This window comes from Marinobacterium iners (genome assembly GCF_017310015.1).
GTDB lineage: Bacteria > Pseudomonadota > Gammaproteobacteria > Pseudomonadales > Balneatricaceae > Marinobacterium > Marinobacterium iners.
Window position 1 is genome coordinate 2,965,257 of the sequence record NZ_CP022297.1, and the last position, 16,342, is coordinate 2,981,598.

19 protein-coding genes are annotated in these 16,342 nt (G+C 55.0%); 1 reads left to right on the forward strand and 18 read right to left on the reverse strand.

Translation table 11 applies throughout. The annotated features are described in order from the left end of the window. Nucleotides 1-17 precede the first annotated feature (17 nt). The 14 genes from CFI10_RS14245 to CFI10_RS14310 form a co-directional block, all read right to left on the reverse strand. Complete coding sequence (locus CFI10_RS14245; protein WP_206835544.1) at nucleotides 18-953, reverse strand: RodZ domain-containing protein; 936 nt, start codon at nucleotides 951-953, stop codon at nucleotides 18-20. Further along, a complete protein-coding gene (gene pilW, locus CFI10_RS14250) occupies nucleotides 950-1,726 on the reverse strand; it encodes a type IV pilus biogenesis/stability protein PilW (RefSeq protein WP_242530001.1) in 777 nt (258 codons plus the stop codon). Before pilW ends, CFI10_RS14245 begins: the two co-directional genes overlap by 4 nt. Nucleotides 1,727-1,735: 9 nt before the next feature. Then, nucleotides 1,736-2,869, reverse strand: a complete 1,134-nt coding sequence (gene rlmN / locus CFI10_RS14255; RefSeq protein WP_206835549.1) for a dual-specificity RNA methyltransferase RlmN — start codon at nucleotides 2,867-2,869, stop codon at nucleotides 1,736-1,738. A 59-nt stretch (nucleotides 2,870-2,928) separates the two neighbouring features. Next, the gene (gene ndk, locus CFI10_RS14260) at nucleotides 2,929-3,336 is read right to left on the reverse strand and encodes a nucleoside-diphosphate kinase (RefSeq protein WP_206835551.1); all 408 of its coding nucleotides are present in this window, start codon (nucleotides 3,334-3,336) and stop codon (nucleotides 2,929-2,931) included. 93 nt (nucleotides 3,337-3,429) lie between these two features. Next, nucleotides 3,430-3,630 carry a Fe-S cluster assembly protein IscX gene (gene iscX, locus CFI10_RS14265; RefSeq protein ID WP_091827795.1) on the reverse strand — a complete coding sequence of 67 codons (201 nt, stop codon included), beginning with the start codon at nucleotides 3,628-3,630 and terminating at the stop codon, nucleotides 3,430-3,432. An 8-nt stretch (nucleotides 3,631-3,638) separates the two neighbouring features. Beyond that, entirely contained in the window at nucleotides 3,639-3,977 is a 339-nt protein-coding gene (gene fdx / locus CFI10_RS14270) for an ISC system 2Fe-2S type ferredoxin (protein ID WP_091827796.1), read from the reverse strand. Next, nucleotides 3,977-5,857: a Fe-S protein assembly chaperone HscA gene (gene hscA, locus CFI10_RS14275; protein ID WP_206835554.1), complete on the reverse strand. Its 1,881-nt coding sequence runs from the start codon at nucleotides 5,855-5,857 to the stop codon at nucleotides 3,977-3,979. The genes fdx and hscA overlap by 1 nt, the downstream gene beginning before the upstream one ends. Before the next feature lie 10 nt (nucleotides 5,858-5,867). Next, nucleotides 5,868-6,398, reverse strand: a complete 531-nt coding sequence (gene hscB / locus CFI10_RS14280; RefSeq protein ID WP_206835559.1) for a Fe-S protein assembly co-chaperone HscB — start codon at nucleotides 6,396-6,398, stop codon at nucleotides 5,868-5,870. A gap of 27 nt (nucleotides 6,399-6,425) precedes the next feature. Continuing rightward, the gene (gene iscA / locus CFI10_RS14285) at nucleotides 6,426-6,749 is read right to left on the reverse strand and encodes an iron-sulfur cluster assembly protein IscA (RefSeq protein WP_091827842.1); all 324 of its coding nucleotides are present in this window, start codon (nucleotides 6,747-6,749) and stop codon (nucleotides 6,426-6,428) included. Between the two features lie 39 nt (nucleotides 6,750-6,788). Beyond that, on the reverse strand, nucleotides 6,789-7,172 hold the full coding sequence (gene iscU, locus CFI10_RS14290) for a Fe-S cluster assembly scaffold IscU (protein WP_091827799.1): 384 nt from the start codon (nucleotides 7,170-7,172) through the stop codon (nucleotides 6,789-6,791). Between the two features lie 27 nt (nucleotides 7,173-7,199). Further along, nucleotides 7,200-8,414 carry an IscS subfamily cysteine desulfurase gene (locus CFI10_RS14295; RefSeq protein WP_091827800.1) on the reverse strand — a complete coding sequence of 405 codons (1,215 nt, stop codon included), beginning with the start codon at nucleotides 8,412-8,414 and terminating at the stop codon, nucleotides 7,200-7,202. 20 nt (nucleotides 8,415-8,434) lie between these two features. After that, nucleotides 8,435-8,917, reverse strand: a complete 483-nt coding sequence (gene iscR / locus CFI10_RS14300) for a Fe-S cluster assembly transcriptional regulator IscR (RefSeq protein WP_206835562.1) — start codon at nucleotides 8,915-8,917, stop codon at nucleotides 8,435-8,437. A 66-nt stretch (nucleotides 8,918-8,983) separates the two neighbouring features. Then, complete coding sequence (gene cysE, locus CFI10_RS14305) at nucleotides 8,984-9,808, reverse strand: serine O-acetyltransferase (protein WP_091827802.1); 825 nt, start codon at nucleotides 9,806-9,808, stop codon at nucleotides 8,984-8,986. After that, on the reverse strand, nucleotides 9,801-10,559 hold the full coding sequence (locus CFI10_RS14310; protein WP_206835564.1) for an RNA methyltransferase: 759 nt from the start codon (nucleotides 10,557-10,559) through the stop codon (nucleotides 9,801-9,803). Before CFI10_RS14310 ends, cysE begins: the two co-directional genes overlap by 8 nt. Before the next feature lie 139 nt (nucleotides 10,560-10,698). Between CFI10_RS14310 and CFI10_RS14315 the strand changes: the two genes are divergently transcribed. Beyond that, nucleotides 10,699-11,505 (forward strand): inositol monophosphatase family protein, encoded by an 807-nt coding sequence (locus CFI10_RS14315; RefSeq protein ID WP_206835566.1) that lies wholly within the window; start codon nucleotides 10,699-10,701, stop codon nucleotides 11,503-11,505. 92 nt (nucleotides 11,506-11,597) lie between these two features. Here CFI10_RS14315 and CFI10_RS14320 read toward each other — a convergent pair whose 3' ends face one another. From CFI10_RS14320 to hflK, 4 genes are all read right to left on the reverse strand, one after another. After that, complete coding sequence (locus CFI10_RS14320; RefSeq protein ID WP_206835568.1) at nucleotides 11,598-12,893, reverse strand: adenylosuccinate synthase; 1,296 nt, start codon at nucleotides 12,891-12,893, stop codon at nucleotides 11,598-11,600. Between the two features lie 41 nt (nucleotides 12,894-12,934). After that, nucleotides 12,935-14,113: an ATP phosphoribosyltransferase regulatory subunit gene (locus CFI10_RS14325; RefSeq protein WP_091827806.1), complete on the reverse strand. Its 1,179-nt coding sequence runs from the start codon at nucleotides 14,111-14,113 to the stop codon at nucleotides 12,935-12,937. A 123-nt stretch (nucleotides 14,114-14,236) separates the two neighbouring features. Continuing rightward, a complete protein-coding gene (gene hflC / locus CFI10_RS14330) occupies nucleotides 14,237-15,112 on the reverse strand; it encodes a protease modulator HflC (protein ID WP_091827807.1) in 876 nt (291 codons plus the stop codon). Next, nucleotides 15,112-16,320 carry an FtsH protease activity modulator HflK gene (gene hflK, locus CFI10_RS14335; RefSeq protein ID WP_206835570.1) on the reverse strand — a complete coding sequence of 403 codons (1,209 nt, stop codon included), beginning with the start codon at nucleotides 16,318-16,320 and terminating at the stop codon, nucleotides 15,112-15,114. Before hflK ends, hflC begins: the two co-directional genes overlap by 1 nt. Nucleotides 16,321-16,342 lie beyond the last annotated feature (22 nt).

The following is a 16,342-nucleotide window of genomic DNA, read 5'->3' on the forward strand; positions in this document are numbered from 1 at the left end:
AGAATATGTGGGAACTTTTAAAGAGGTAGACTAAAACGGGCGACATTGTCCTTGCTCAACACGGCAAGATCAATGGACTCCCCTTCATAGCTGAGCATACGTACGGCATTGACCTTACCGATAACCACAGCCAACGTGGAGTCGCTCTGGAAATTGAGCGACTGGCCTGCCTGCGCCACACCGTTGAACAACGTGCGCCCACCAACCTCACGAATGCTGATCCAGCAGTCATCGCTGAATGCCACTTCGAGACCGTTGGAAACCGACGTAGCAGGAGTAGACTCCCGCTCCTGCTCAGCGGCAGAGGACACCGCCTCTTGCTCGTCCTGCAATTGTTCGATCTGCTCTTCAGTAAGGTAGACCGGTTCTTCCTCATCGGCCGCTGCGATGGGCGCGGCAATAACGTCCTCACTCTTGCCTGAAGCAGACCCCTCAGGGGCAACATCATCCAACTGAGGTAAAATCAAGGTATTTCCATCGCTGGTTTCTATTGATAAAGGCCTGTTATCCAGTGGTTCACGATCTGCTGTCGTGAGGCCCTGCTGGGTTTGCCACCACCAGACACTGGCTGCAATCAATGCCAGTACAAAAAGCCAACTGCCAATCTTGAGCAATGGACGCCCCTGATGACGACCCGGTACGGTTGAAACCGTACCGATGGCCTTAACCGCACTGGCCATTTGGACATTACCGCTTGCACGATTGTAACTGGCAACGATTGCGTCTGCGTCAAGCCTGAGAAACTTGGCATAGGAACGTATATAGCCACGCGAGAAAACGGGGTCAGACAGGTACTGCAGGTCCCCCTTTTCAATCGCTTGTACAACCGCCTTGGATAAATTCAGCTGCCTGCATACCTGTTCAACACTCAGCCCTTGCTGCTCACGGGCCTGAGTAAACTGAACTGCTGGAAAATCGCTGCTTGTGCTTTCGGACCGGGCTTCTTCGCTCACTGAGCTGTCTCCTCATAAAGCCGATATTCTTGCGACTTCGGGTACAAATTCTTGAGCAGCAGCGCATAGGTTGCAGCACGGGACACATTACGCTCTGCGCGAGCCAGCCGTATCCCCAACCAAAGACTTCTGGAGCTGTGCTCTGTACGCTGCTGATCAACCAGTTCACGAAAACGTTCAAACAGACGATTGGATGCTGCATTCTCGCCCTTATCCAGCAACAATCCAGACAGCTCGACCAACGCAACCGGCCGGTTACCATTAATTGCCAGAGAGCGCCTGAAGGCCTCTTCCGCTTTCTCAGGTGAATCGATCAAAAGGTAACATCGGCCCAGATTCTCGAATGCCTGCGCACGCTGCTGATAAAAAGGATCAGTGGTTGCCTGGTTAAGCTGCTCACATGCCTCTCCATAACGCTGCTGCGAGAACAGGAAGGCTCCGTAGTTGTTATGAATCATGGCGGAGGTTCTGTCAGCCGACATCGCCTTGCGGAAATATTCTTCAGCGAGCTCGAATTCCTGCTCGGTCTGAAAAATCAGCGCCATTGCGTTATAGGCCGGGGCATAGCCGGAATCGATTGCTATGGCACGCTGAACCGACGTTTTGGCATTGACGGTATTGCCCGCCTGAAGATACTGCAGACCAAGATTGGTATAGGCCTCCAGTGCATCCTGAGGTGAATTGGCAGCCTTGCCGGAACCGGTGGTCTGGCTCGCGCAGCCAGCCATCAGCGTTACTGCAAGCAGCAACATCAACACACCGGATCGTTTCACTCTACCCCCTTATAACCTTTGACTCTTTCCGTGAACAGGCTCTTCTTGTACCACAGGAATATACTTTTGGCTACGCCGGGTACGGTCTTCAACCTGACCCACAAGCTGCCCACAAGCTGCATCCACATCATCGCCACGGGTACGCCTTACCGTCGTAATGATCGAAGCTTTCAGCATAATATCCTTGAAGCACTGAATCGCCCCTTCCGATGGGCGACGATAATCAGAATTGGGGAAAGGGTTGAACGGAATGAGGTTCAACTTACAGGGCACCTGGCGCAGCACCTTAACCAGCTCCCGCGCGTGCTCAGGCTGATCATTAACACCCTCAATAAGAGTGTACTCGACCGTAATCACACGCTTGTCATTCAATCCCTCAAGATAACGATTGCAGGCGGCGATCAGCTCTTCAATTGGGTAACGCTTGTTGATTGGAACCAGTTCGTTACGCAATGCATTGTTTGGTGCGTGCAGCGAAATGGCCAATGACACGTCACTGACTTCACGCAGCCTGTCCAGTGCAGGCACCACACCCGCCGTACTCAGCGTAACGCGACGTTTAGACAGACCGTAGGCATTGTCATCCATCATCAATTGAGTCGCATCAACAACATTGTCGAAGTTCATAAGCGGCTCACCCATGCCCATCAACACCACGTTGCTGACCCGGCGTTCTGACGGATCAAACGGGCCATAGGCACGGATAGCCACACGGAGCTGAGCAATAATTTCAGCCGTTGACAGGTTACGGTTGAAACCCTGCTTGCCGGTCGAACAGAAACTGCAATCAAGTGAGCACCCGACCTGTGATGACACACACAGCGTACGTCGGTCGCCATCAGGTATGAGTACCATTTCGATCGCCGAACCACCATCCATCCGAATGACCCATTTGCGGGTCCCGTCTTTGGACACCTTGTCCAACAGGATCTCAGGCTCGCGAATTTCAGCCATTTCAGCCAATCGAGCACGCAACGCCTTGCTGATATTGGTCATCTCATCGAAGCTGGATGCGCCCTGCTGATGCAGCCATTTAAGTACCTGAGTGGCACGAAAACGCTTTTCGCCCATCTGCTCAAAAAAGTCTTCCAGCTTGGTGGGCGACAGTCCCAGCAGATTGATCTTGGTGGGGGACTCGGACATCGGATGTTTACTCATCTTTGGGGTAACAGGCTGCCCGGACGGGCAGCCCGAAGGGTCTATCAGGCGCCGAAGAAATAGGCGATTTCGCGCTCGGCAGAAGAGGCAGAGTCGGAACCGTGTACCGCATTGGCATCAATGGACTCGGCGAAGTCACGGCGAATGGTGCCCTCAGCCGCTTCTTTCGGGTTAGTCGCGCCCATCAGTTCGCGATTCAGAGCAATTGCATTCTCGCCTTCCAGCACCTGAACAACAACCGGACCGGAAGTCATGAAGGCAACCAGGTCAGCAAAGAACGGACGCTCTTTATGCTCAGCGTAGAAGCCTTCAGCGTCTTGCTTGCTCAGCTGCTTCATCTGCATGGCGACAATTTTCAGATCAGCTTTCTCAAAACGGCTAACGATTTCGCCAATTACGTTCTTTGCCACTGCGTCCGGTTTGATGATGGAAAGTGTGCGTTCAACTGCCATAGGTAACATCCCCAATCTATAGTACTAAGGTCAATAAGGCGCAACATTATACGCAAAGCACCTCTTACTGAACAGCAGCGACTCTCAAAGCTGTCAATCCATTTCCTCGATCCAGGCCATCTGGATCGCTTCGAGGATTTTTTCGCCACAGTGATCAGGATCATCATCAAACTCATCGAGTTCCATCACCCGACTATAAAGGTCGGGGAAACTGATTCTCAGCGGATCCTGCTCCGGAAAGCGCTCAACCAGCTCTATGGCAATATCGTTTACATCCGTCCACTTGAGACCCATAACTCACCTCAGTGCTGTTCTGACACCTGATTAATGGTGTACTTGGGAATTTCAACTACCAGATCCATACTATCCACAACTGCCTGACAACTGAGACGCGACTCCGGCTCAAGCCCCCAGGCCTTGTCGAGCATGTCGTCTTCGAGCTCATCGGCCTCATTAAGAGAATCAAAGCCTTCGCGCACAATGACATGACAGGTGGTACAGGCGCAGGATTTTTCGCAGGCATGTTCAATTTCGATGCCGTTGGCCAGTGCCAGATCACAGATTGTGATGCCGCCTTCTGTCTCTATGACCTTGCCTTCAGGGCACAATTCCTCATGCGGAAGAAAGATTACCTGTGGCATCAGCGGGTCTCCTTATCGATTTCATCAATGGTATGGCCGGACAGGGCACGGGAAATGCTCTGGTCCATCCGACGTGAAGCGAAGAAGTCACTGGCCTTGGCCAACTGCTCAACCCCCGCTTCGATGCGACGGTAATCAGCCTCTGCAACCAGTCGCTCAAGCGTTGCAATTTCGGACTGCAGCATGGAGACTTCAGCCTCATTCAGGAGGCCTCCATCCTGCGACATGGCCGCCCTCAGTGCAGCAATAATACGCTCGGCCTCAACCTGCTGCTCTCGCAGATTTCGAGCCTCAAGATCTTCTGCCGCATGACTGTAGGACTCCTTCAGCATACGTGCAATTTCGTCATCGCTCAGGCCATAGGACGGCTTCACCTGAATACTGCTGACCACACCTGTTGAAAGCTCCTGTGCGGACACATTGAGCAAACCGTCGGCATCAACCTGAAAAGTCACACGAATTTTGGCTGCACCCGCGGCCATCGGCGGAATATCGCGCAGAACAAAGCGTGCCAGTGAACGGCAGTCACTGACCAGTTCACGCTCGCCCTGAAGCACGTGGATCGCCATTGCGGTCTGACCATCCTGATAGGTGGTGAACTCCTGCGCCCTTGCAACCGGGATCGCCGTATTACGGTGTACAATCTTTTCAACCAGCCCGCCCATGGTTTCAAGTCCGAGGGACAGGGGAATGACATCCAGCAGCAGCATGTCACTGTCAGGCTTGTTGCCAACCAGCACATCCGCCTGCAGCGCCGCTCCGATCGCCACCACACGATCCGGATCTATATCAATATGTGGCGCTCGACCAAAGAATTCTCCCACCGCATCGCGTACACGCGGTACGCGGGTTGAGCCGCCCACCATGACAACTTCAGCGATATCAGCCTTATCTATGCCTGCATCCTTCAATGTACGTCGACAGGTACGCAGGGTACGGCTCACAAGCGGTTCGATCAGCTCATCAAACTGGGCACGGGAAACATGCACCTCCACCTCCCGACCACCGGCCGAAAGAGTCTCAGTCACCTCAGCTTCATCCGTAAGGCGCTCTTTTATGCGTCGCGCAAGGGCTGAAACGCTGCGTGCCGATGACGCATCCAGCTGCTCAGCCAAACCACTCTGCTGCAACAGGTGTTCCGCCAGCATGCGGTCGAAATCATCACCACCCAGCGCCGTATCGCCACCGGTAGCCAACACTTCAAACACTCCACGGTTCAGTCGCAGAATGGAGATATCAAAGGTTCCACCGCCCAGATCATAGACGGCGATCACGCCCTCATCTTCCTGATCCAGACCATAAGCAACCGCTGCAGCCGTCGGTTCGTTCAACAGGCGAAGCACCTTAAGTCCGGCAAGCTGCGCCGCATCCTTCGTTGCCTGACGCTGAGCATCATCAAAATAGGCAGGGACCGTAATAACGGCACCTTCCAACTCACCACCCAGCGCTGCACGCGCACGCTCAGCCAGTTCAGACAATATATCAGCCGAGACCTCTACCGGGCTCTTGTTCCCGGCCGCCGTTTGCAGATAGGGCATGCCAGAATCGGACGCGACCAGATGATAGGGCATTTCGTCACCCAGCCCTTTCATCGCCTCTACGCCACGCCCCATCAGGCGCTTGACTGAACTGATGGTATTGTGTGGATCCTGGGCGGCACCTGCCAGCGCTCCAGCACCTACCAGAGGAGCCTCGCCGGCGCGATAGCGCACAACTGAGGGCAACAGATGTACCCCCAGCGCATCCGCCAGGGTAACAGCAGCCCCACTGCGCACCGATGCTACCAGTGAGTTCGTCGTACCCAGATCAATTCCGACCGCCAGCTTGCGCGCGTGCGGCTCCGGACTCTGTCCGGGTTCAGCTATTTGCAGTAGTGCCATAGTGCTTCCGTTAGTCTTCGAACAGTCTGTCTTCGAGCGCTGCGACTTCCGTCTGCAGCTTGGACATGAATTGCATCTTGCGCACCTGTAGCTCCGCCTGCTCCAGCGACAGGGCTTCCCAGGCACGAGCAAAGCCGGACTCCAGCGAGCGCAGCTCAGCTTCTACCAACGCCGTCAAACGCTCCAACTCCGCCTCGGGGTCACTGCATTCAGGCGCTTCAGCTACCTGCTCACGCAGCTCCATCTGTTCCATGAGAAACATGGGATCGAGTTGTACACGTGAATCATGCACTGTATCGATACCCTGGAGGGATAATAGATACTGCGCTCGCCGCAACGGTGACTTGAGAGTCGAGAGGGCTTCATTCAGATAGGCAGTATACTGAACCGCAAGACGCTGCTCTCGGTCAGACTGATGTGAATGTCTGTCAGGATGAAGCTGCTTTTGCAGCTCCCTGTAACGCGAGGAGAGTTCGGCCTGATCGATATCAAAACCGACCGGCAGGCCGAGAAATTCAAAATAGTTGCGCGTGATATCCATCAACCGACCTCAATAACCCCGAACGGGTCAGATGTTGAAGCTTTCACCGCAACCACATTCACTTCGTACGTTCGGGTTGTTGAACTTGAACCCTTCGTTGAGCCCTTCTCGAACAAAGTCCAGCTCAGTACCGTCAAGGTAAGTCAGGCTTTTGGGGTCAATCATTACCTTCACTCCACCGAACTCAAACACCTCATCTTCAGGCTCGCCGGAATCAACAAATTCCAGCACATAAGCCATGCCGGAGCAGCCCGAGGTTCTGACGCCAAGGCGTATACCTTCCCCGTGGCCTCGCTGTTCCAGGTAGCGCGCGACATGGTCAACCGCGGCCTGTGTCATGCTAATCGCCATAATCACCCCAGTAACGGGGGCACCAGCCCCCGCTTTCACTCACTTCTGCTGTTTCTTGCGGTAGTCTTCTACTGCAGCCTTGATCGCATCTTCGGCCAGAACCGAGCAGTGGATCTTCACCGGCGGCAATGCCAGCTCTTCGGCAATACGAGAGTTTTTCAGCTCGGATGCCTGATCCAGTGTCATCCCCTTGACCCACTCGGTCACCAGAGAGCTGGATGCAATGGCTGACCCGCAGCCGTAGGTCTTGAAGCGTGCATCTTCAATTACACCCTCGTCACTGACCTTGATCTGCAGTCGCATTACGTCACCACACGCCGGGGCACCAACCATACCGGTGCCTACATGCGGGTCATCGGCGTCCATTTTACCGACATTGCGCGGATTTTCGTAATGATCAATTACCTGTTCGCTGTAAGCCATGATAAACCTCCAAAAACTTTAGCGGTGTTAGTGGTGAACCCACTCAACCTTGCTCAAATCGACGCCGTCTTTATACATATCCCACAGCGGCGACAGTTCACGCAGTTTTTCCACTGCGTGACGGCATTGTTCAACTGCATAATCCACCTCTTCTTCAGTGGTGAATCGACCCAGCGAGAAACGGATGGAGCTGTGTGCCAGCTCATCATTCAACCCCAGTGCACGCAGCACATAGGACGGTTCAAGGCTTGCTGAGGTACAGGCAGAGCCTGAGGAAACCGCCAGATCCTTTATCGACATCAGCAGCGACTCGCCTTCCACGAAGGCAAAGCTGATATTCAGGATTCCCGGTACGCGCTGCTCGGTGGAGCCGTTAACGTGAACCTCTTCCATATTCTGCACACCATCCCAAAGACGTGCGCGCAGTGTTTCAAGCCGGGCAGTTTCAGCCGCCATCTCTTCACCTGCGATACGGAAAGCCTCACCCATCCCTACAATCTGATGGGTCGGCAAGGTACCGGAACGCATGCCACGCTCGTGACCACCGCCATGAATCTGTGCTTCGATGCGTACACGCGGCTTGCGGCGTACATAAAGAGCACCAACACCCTTGGGGCCATAAATCTTGTGTGCGCAGACCGACAGCAGATCCACCTTTAGCTCGTTGAGATTGATTGGCAGTTTGCCAGCGCTCTGAGCCGCGTCGACGTGGAAGAGAACACCCTTTTCACGGGTAATCTCGCCGATGGCCGCGATATCGGTAATGGTGCCGATTTCATTATTCACGTGCATCAGGGACACCAGAATAGTGTCATCGCGCAGCGCTTCGGAAACCTGGCGCGGACTGATAATACCGTTGCTGTCCGGTTCCAGATATGTCACCTCAAAACCTTCACGTTCCAGCTGACGGCAGGGGTCAAGCACCGCCTTGTGCTCAATTTTCGAGGTGATGATATGTTTACCCTTCTTGTTATAGAAGTGGGCAACACCCTTGATTGCAAGGTTGTCAGACTCGGTGGCACCGGATGTCCAAACAATTTCACGCGGGTCCGCACCCAGCAGATCAGCCACCTGACGACGCGCATTTTCCACCGCTTCTTCAGCTTTCCAGCCGAACAGGTGGGAACGGGACGCCGGGTTACCAAAGTTCCCGTCCAGTGTCAGACACTCGGTCATCTTCTGAGCCACGCGCGGATCAACCGGTGTGGTTGCAGCGTAATCAAGGTAGATCGGCAGTTTCATCTCATCTCTCCAAAAAACTCTCACACAGCGGCTTTGTGGCGCGCTGATTGTTCGGTAGTACTGGCGATCAGCCGCTGCTGACGATCTGCCACCTGTTGGACATCTCGTCGTGCAACCAGATCAGCCAGACTGATGCTACTCAGAAAGCCGTGAATCTGATCACTCAGGTCGCACCAGAGATGATGCGTCAGGCATACTTCACCACCCTGACAGCCACCGTTGTGCTGGCAGCCGGTTGCATCCACCGACTCGTTGACCGCATCGATCACTTCAGCCACATTGATCAGACCCTGCTCTCGCTTGAGCTGATATCCTCCACCAGGCCCACGCACACTGCGCACAAGCTCGTTGCGGCGAAGCTTGGCAAACAGCTGCTCCAGATAAGACAGAGAGATTCCCTGCCGTTCGGAGATATCAGCCAGGCTGATCGGCCCCTTGCCTTCGTGCAATGCCAGATCAAGCATCGCCGTTACGGCGTAACGCCCTTTAGTTGTCAATCGCATAATTATCCCTCACACCCACTCTTGCGAGTCTGTGGGTATTATGCAAATCCCTACTAAATTAGTCAACTATTTGTCCGACATGTTCACCGGGTCTTTGCGCTCCGCTGCAGGACGTAACGTTTCAGGCTCATCCACCGCGGCTTCAAAATCTTCCGACTTCAGCTCAGGCAGCTCCTCGTTGCAATAGCCCGGCTTGAGCTCACACAGCGCCTTACCCATGGTTTCAACCTTGTGATCCATCGCCTGCATGTGATCCAGCAGACAACGAATGGCATGTGCCACCGGATCAGACACTTCACGGGAAACCGCATAGGCATCAAACCCAACCTTATCTGCCATTTGGCGCCGTTTTTGCTCTTCAGGAGAGTCTTCATCGGGATGGCGTCGAATCACGCGCCCGGGAATACCGACCACTGTGGCATCCGCTGGCACGTCACGCGTAACTACGGCATTGGAGCCAACACGCGCACCCTCGCCGATCATAATGGGACCCAGCACCTTCGCACCTGCACCGCATACCACGTTATTTCCAAGCGTGGGATGGCGCTTCCCCTTATTCCAGGTGGTGCCGCCCAGAGTCACGCCATGATAGAGCGTTACATCATCACCAATCTCGGCGGTTTCCCCGATCACAACCCCCATGCCGTGATCGATGAAAAAACGCCGCCCAATGGTCGCACCTGGATGAATTTCAATACCTGTCAGCCAACGCGCAAGATTGGAAATCATTCGCGCCAGCCATTTCAAGCCCTTGTGCCAGAACCAGTTGGCAATACGGTGAAACCAGATTGCGTGCAATCCAGGGTAGGCCGTCAACACCTCGAAGGCATTACGTGCAGCAGGGTCCCGGTGAAATACCGAGCGAATATCTTCACGAACCTGATCAAACATCGGATTTGTCCTTTTTCACTTGCCCCGAACGGCGCTCGATGGCCGTAAGGATACCGCGTAATACATTCACTTCGACTTTATCCGGCACAGCACGTTGAAGCAGACGTCGCAAGCGGGGCATCAACTGACGCGGGTTATTCGGATCAAGAAACTCAATCTCCACCAACGTACGCTCAAGGTGTTCAAACATCAGTTCCAGCTCACGCTGCTCTGCCAGCTCTATATCCCAGTCAGTCCCCCACTGGGGTCGAGCCGCCTGTTGATCGACCACTTGTGCCATTCGCAACTCGTAGGTAATAACCTGTACAGCCGCTGCAATATTGAGCGAGCTAAAACTTTCAACAGCCGGGATATGTACATGGTGGTGACAACGCTGCAGTTCCTCGTTGGTCAATCCCCGGTCTTCGCGGCCAAACAGAATGGCAACACGCGCCTTACCTTCGAGCGGAGTCGCGATGGCAGCCAGCTCGCGAGGATTTACCAGCGGCCAGGGAATATGACGCTCACGTGCACTGGTACCGAAAATCAGCCCACAATCCGCCAATGCCTCATCCAGGGTAGACACCACGCGGGCCTTTTCAAGGATATCGGTCGCACCCGAGGCTCTGGCATCGGCATCAGGATGTGGAAAGCTCTTGGGCTCTACCAGACAAAGATCACTGACACCCATATTCTTCATCGCTCGCGCGACACCACCGATATTACCGGGATGGGTTGTGTTAACCAGTACGATTCTGATGTGATCAGACATAGGGAGGCACGCCGTTAAAAGCTGGCTATTCTATCAGAACATCACCGAGTTGCAGACCACCTGTTCAGCGCAGGCTCCGACTAAGCTACAATAGGACTTTGACAACCACGAAGACCGGAAACCGACACTGATGCAACCGATGGTTAATATAGCACTGCGGGCAGCACGACTCGCAGGCGAACAGATTTCCCGCACCCTCGAACGCCTTGACCTGATCAAGTCCGAACAGGCCGATGTTGCTGAGTTCATCAGTGATCTGTGCCAGCAGGCTGAACGCACGATTACCAACACCATTCAAAAGGCGTACCCGCACCACAGCCTGATCGGTGAGTATACGGGTCAACATGCGCCGATTGGTGAAGGCCCAGGCCACTGTGAATGGCATATCAGCCCGATTGACAGCCTGACCAACTTCTCCAACGCCCTGCCAATGTTCGCGCTCAGCATCACCGGTTTCGTCAACGGCAAGGCTGAACACTGCGTGGTACTCAACCCCATGTTTGGCGAAGAGTTCACCGCAAGCCGCGGCAAGGGCGCACAGCTGAACGGCAAGCGCCTGCGAGTAAGCAACCGCACCTCACTGGAAGGCGCCATCATCGGTACCGGCTATCACGCACGCAAGAGCGACAAGCCCTGGCTGGAATCTCATGTTCGCATGATGCAGGAAATCATGCAGGCAGGCGCAACCCTCCACAACAGCGGATCTCCTGTACTGAGCCTGGCCTACACGGCAGCAGGACGGCTGGATGGGTTCTACCAGATCGGTCTCAGCCCTTCAGAGCTGTCGGCAGGACTGCTGCTGATCCGTGAGGCTGGCGGCCTGGTCGGCGACTTCTCTGGCGGCAACAGCTACAGCGAACGCGGCAACCTGGTCACGGCCAACTCCAAGATTCTCAAGGCCTTGCTGCGCACACTGCACCCGGCCACTGCCGAAGGGTTACGCTGATTCATTCAGCTCGCTCCTGATCGAGCTTGCTTTAAGCCAAAAAAAACCGCATCCCTGGATGCGGTTTTTTTTCAGCTGCAGATCAGTGAATCTCAGGCATCGAACGGATCACGCAGTACGATGGTCTCGTTACGGTCAGGGCCGGTCGAGATAATATCGATCGGCGCTTCAATCAGCTGCTCAAGACGGGCAATGTATGCCCGCGCATTAGCCGGCAACTCTTCCAGTGTACGTGCACCAAGGGTCGACTCCTGCCAGCCCGGCACGGTCTCGTAAACCGGCTGAATCTGCTCATAGTCTTCACTGCCGTTAAGCGAAGTCACACTGTTGCCGTTACTGTCACGGTAGCCCGTACAGATATTGATCTCTTCAAGACCATCCAGCACATCCAGCTTGGTCAGGCAGATACCGGAAACCGAGTTGATCTGAATAGCGTGCTGCAGTGCCACCGCATCAAACCAGCCACAGCGACGAGCACGCCCCGTGGTTGAGCCAAACTCGTGACCGCGCTCAGCCAACCGCTGCCCCACACCACAATGCAGCTCGGTCGGGAAAGGCCCGCCACCAACGCGCGTGGTGTAGGCCTTGGTGATACCCAGAATATAGTCCAGATACAGAGGACCAAAGCCGCTTCCGGTTGAAGTGCCGCCTGCAGTGGTGTTGGACGATGTCACGTAAGGATAGGTGCCGTGATCAATATCCAGCAAGGAGCCCTGTGCGCCCTCAAACATGATGCTCGCACCCTGTTTGCGCAACTGATGCAGCTTGGCCGTCACATCCGTCATCATCGGCACCAGCGTCTTGGCCATTTCCATGGCTTCATCAAACGCTTGCTGGAAATCGACGGCATCTACCTTGTAGTAGTTCTGCAGCACGAAGTTATGGTACTCCAGCACTTCCCGCAGTTTGGTGGCGAAACGCTCAGGATCGGCCATATCACCCAAGCGCAGACCACGCCGGGAGACCTTGTCTTCGTATGCCGGGCCGATACCACGACCAGTAGTACCGATCTTGGCATTGCCACGCGCCAACTCACGCGCCTGATCCAGCGCAACGTGGTAGGGCAAAATCAACGGACAGGCCGGACTCAGCTGCAGACGCTCACGCACCGGCACACCACGCCCTTCCAGCTCAGCAATTTCCTTCAGCAAAGCCTCCGGTGACAGCACCACTCCGTTGCCGATCAGACAAAGTACATTTTGACGCAGAATGCCGGATGGAATCAGGTGCAGGACTGTCTTTTCACCATCAATCACCAGTGTATGGCCTGCGTTATGACCTCCCTGGAAGCGGACTACGGCAGCGACCTGCTCGGTCAGTAGATCAACGATCTTACCCTTGCCTTCATCACCCCACTGGGTGCCCAGAACAACGACGTTTTTACCCATTGCTGTCTCGAATGCTCGTTAGATATCAGAAAAAAATGCGCTCAAAGGTCGATAACGACCCAGTCACCACCCTTTGGAACCAGCTGCCGCCGGAAGCGACCGGGTTCGGAAATCTCACCATCCAGCTGCTGTACAACTCGCTCACCGGAGGTACGCAGCAGACGAATCGCCTGTTGCAACGTCTGATCCTCACCTGCGGGAGCCAGCACAGCGTTGGTGTTGGCAGCAGGCCGGGAAGCAGACAGGTCAATCAAAGTTTTCAGGTCAGCACTGAAGCCGGTTGCCGGGCGGGCACGGCCAAAATCACGACCGATGTTGTCATAACGTCCACCCTTGGCAAGCGCCTGACCATAGCTGGGAGTATATGCCGCGAACACCACACCTGTGTGGTAGTGGTAGCCGCGCAACTCACTCAGATCAAAATAGGTTGATACACCCTCACAGCGCAGCACAACACGTTGCGCCAATGTGTCCAGCGCATCAACTGCACGCACAAGCTCAACATCGCTGGCAAACAAGTCACGCGCACGCGCCAAGACATCCACCGAGCCATTCAAGCGAGGCAACGTCTGTAACCAGGTAGTTGAGCGATCATCCAGCCCGAGTGCGGCAACAAACCGATCAATCTCAGGCAGTGCCTTGCGCTGCAGCATATCCTGATAGTCAGCCTGCTGCTGTTGATTCAACTGACACAGCTGCATCAGCCGACTGAATACCGCTACATGACCCAGGTCCAGGCTGATTGGCCCGGCAACACCTACCGCCGACAGCGTTTCCAGCATTAGTGCAATCACCTCAACATCACTGTCGGGGCCCGCATGGCCGTAAAGCTCCGCACCCAGCTGGACCGGGTTGCGAGAAGCCAGCATATTGGTGGGATGAGTGTGCAGTACCGAGCCACAGTAGCAGAGGCGACTGGGGCCTTCCGTACGAAGACGATGGGCATCAATGCGTGCTACCTGGGGTGTCATGTCAGCGCGTACGCCCAGTGTATGCCCACTGATACCATCGGTGACCTTGAAGGTATTGAGATCCAGATCATGCCCTACGCCAGTCAGCAGGGACTCCAGATGCTCTGCAATGGGCGGCATGACCAGGTCGTACCCCCAGCTGTCATAAAGATCCAGCACTTTGCGCCGCATCAGCTCCACCTGCCGCGCCTGTGGCGGCAGCAGCTCCATAATTCCGTCGGGCAGCAACCAGCGATCTGCCAAGGCCATGCATTACTCCGCTGTCATCAGTTGATCTGAATCACAAAAAAACCGGGCACAAACCCGGTTGTTCAACTATACCATGAAACCGGGTGCCAAAGGCACCCGGTTTTGGGCAACAGTCACTTTACCTTATTGGTTTCCGGTCGCACTGTTCAGATAACGGAAGAATTCGCTCTTCGGATCCAGCACGAACAGGTCACCTGCTCCAGAGAAAGCCTCACGGTAGGCATTGAGGCTACGGTAAAAGCCGTAGAACTCAGCATCACGATTAAACGCCTCAGCATAGATTCCCGCTGCCTCGGCATCACCTTCGCCGCGCACAATTTCGGCTTCACGGAAAGCATCCGCCAGGATCACCGTACGCTGACGATCCGCATCAGCACGAATACCCTCGGCAAGCTCCTTACCGCGTGAGCGCAACTCTCGCGCCAAACGCAGACGCTCGGTCCGCATACGCTCATATACGGAGGAAGAAACTTCCTGCGGCAGCTCGATACGCTTGACACGCACATCGATGACTTCGATACCGAGCTCATTCTGCGCCAGCTGGCTCAGTGCACGAATGACCGCACCCATCACCTCTTCACGAGCACCTGAAACCACCTCGGTCAACGTGCGCTCACCGAACTGGTTACGCAGACTGGTTTCGATGCGGCTTGAAAGCAGATCAGCCGCCCGGAACTCGTCACCGGATGTCGCAGTATAGTATTTCTCTACATTATCAATGCGCCACTTGACGAAGGAATCCACGATAAGACGTTTTTTCTCCAGCGTCAGGAACGCCTGTGGACGTGCATCCAACGTCATGATACGCCCTTCGAACTTGCGAATGGTGTTCACGAACGGAATTTTGAAATGCAGGCCCGGCTTGATATCAGCCTCAACCACCTCACCAAAGCGCAGCTTAATTGCCCGCTCGGTTTCCTTGATGATGTAAACGGACTTGGAGCCCACCATGACGACCAGCAGAAGGGCGATCAGCCCAAACAATGTTGTCGGTTTCATTAGCGCCCCTCCCTCAGGCCAGAGGTTGTCTGAGCACGCTGACGCGCCTCCTGCAGTACCTGCTCAGCCAGCTGATTCAGGGTATTTTCATCCAACCTGACTGGCCTTCCAGACGTATCGCGCAACGGCTGCTGCTCCGTCAAGCGATCCAGTGGCAGGTACATCATGTTATTACCCCCTTCCACATCGACCATCACCTTACCGGTACGGCTCAGCACATCCTGCAAGGTATCGATGTACAGACGCTCACGCGTTACCTCTGGCGCCTTGGTATACTCGGTCAGAAGTGCCGTGAAGCGACTGGCTTCACCCGTTGCCTTGGCAACAACCTCCTCACGGTAGGCATTGGATTCTTCCATCAAACGCTGCGCCTGACCCCTTGCCTCAGGAATAATACCGTTGGCATAGGCCTGAGCTTCGTTGATTACACGCTGTTCGTCTTCTCGCGCCTTGATCACATCATCAAACGCATCCTGCACCTGGCGAGGTGCCTGAGCATTCTTGATGTTAACCTTGGAGATCTGCAGACCCGTCGAATAATCTTCCATGTAGCGCTGCAAGCGTGCCTGCACCTGCAGGGCGAGGGTGTCACGCCCTTCCGTCAGAATACCGTGCATCTCGGAAGTACCGACCACATGACGCAGCGCCGACTCCGAAGACTGTGCCAGACTGTCGCTCGGGTCACGAATCTTGAGAATGTACATGACCGGGTCCGCCACCACATACTGAACGGTCATATCGACATCAACGATATTTTCATCTTCAGTCAGCATCAACGAGCGATGGTCATAGGAACGGATACGGGTGGTATTCACCTTGGTAACATCATCGATCAGCGGCGGATTCCACTGCAGACCCGGCTGTACCGTGTCGTGGTATTTGCCAAGGCGCAGCACGATACCACGCTCCTGCTGGTCGACGGTGTAGAACCCCATACCTGCCCAAAACAGGGCTGCCAGTACGATGATGACAACAAAGAAGCCGCCACCTGCAGCCTTGCTCGGCCCCTTGCCCGAACCGCCACCGGAGCCACCTTTCTTCTTGCCGCCCCCAAAGATACCGCCCAGGCGATCCTGCAGCTTGCGCAGCGCCTCATCGATATCAGGCGGACCCTGATCATTACCACCACCACGCTTGCCGCGATTATCACCGCCGCCACTCCAGGGGTCATGGTTATTGCCATTCCCGCCGGGCTCATTCCAGGCCATAGTGCTCTCCGTACTAAACCGC

Coding starts and splice junctions, on each gene's coding strand:
- rlmN (WP_206835549.1), bottom strand. CDS start 2,869: ATGTCCGAGTCCCCCACCAAGATCAATCTGCTGGGACTGTCGCCCACC.
- ndk (WP_206835551.1), bottom strand. CDS start 3,336: ATGGCAGTTGAACGCACACTTTCCATCATCAAACCGGACGCAGTGGCA.
- iscX (WP_091827795.1), bottom strand. CDS start 3,630: ATGGGTCTCAAGTGGACGGATGTAAACGATATTGCCATAGAGCTGGTT.
- fdx (WP_091827796.1), bottom strand. CDS start 3,977: ATGCCACAGGTAATCTTTCTTCCGCATGAGGAATTGTGCCCTGAAGGC.
- hscA (WP_206835554.1), bottom strand. CDS start 5,857: ATGGCACTACTGCAAATAGCTGAACCCGGACAGAGTCCGGAGCCGCAC.
- hscB (WP_206835559.1), bottom strand. CDS start 6,398: ATGGATATCACGCGCAACTATTTTGAATTTCTCGGCCTGCCGGTCGGT.
- iscA (WP_091827842.1), bottom strand. CDS start 6,749: ATGGCGATTAGCATGACACAGGCCGCGGTTGACCATGTCGCGCGCTAC.
- iscU (WP_091827799.1), bottom strand. CDS start 7,172: ATGGCTTACAGCGAACAGGTAATTGATCATTACGAAAATCCGCGCAAT.
- CFI10_RS14295 (WP_091827800.1), bottom strand. CDS start 8,414: ATGAAACTGCCGATCTACCTTGATTACGCTGCAACCACACCGGTTGAT.
- iscR (WP_206835562.1), bottom strand. CDS start 8,917: ATGCGATTGACAACTAAAGGGCGTTACGCCGTAACGGCGATGCTTGAT.
- cysE (WP_091827802.1), bottom strand. CDS start 9,808: ATGTTTGATCAGGTTCGTGAAGATATTCGCTCGGTATTTCACCGGGAC.
- CFI10_RS14310 (WP_206835564.1), bottom strand. CDS start 10,559: ATGTCTGATCACATCAGAATCGTACTGGTTAACACAACCCATCCCGGT.
- CFI10_RS14315 (WP_206835566.1), top strand. CDS start 10,699: ATGGTTAATATAGCACTGCGGGCAGCACGACTCGCAGGCGAACAGATT.
- CFI10_RS14320 (WP_206835568.1), bottom strand. CDS start 12,893: ATGGGTAAAAACGTCGTTGTTCTGGGCACCCAGTGGGGTGATGAAGGC.
- CFI10_RS14325 (WP_091827806.1), bottom strand. CDS start 14,113: ATGGCCTTGGCAGATCGCTGGTTGCTGCCCGACGGAATTATGGAGCTG.
- hflC (WP_091827807.1), bottom strand. CDS start 15,112: ATGAAACCGACAACATTGTTTGGGCTGATCGCCCTTCTGCTGGTCGTC.
- hflK (WP_206835570.1), bottom strand. CDS start 16,320: ATGGCCTGGAATGAGCCCGGCGGGAATGGCAATAACCATGACCCCTGG.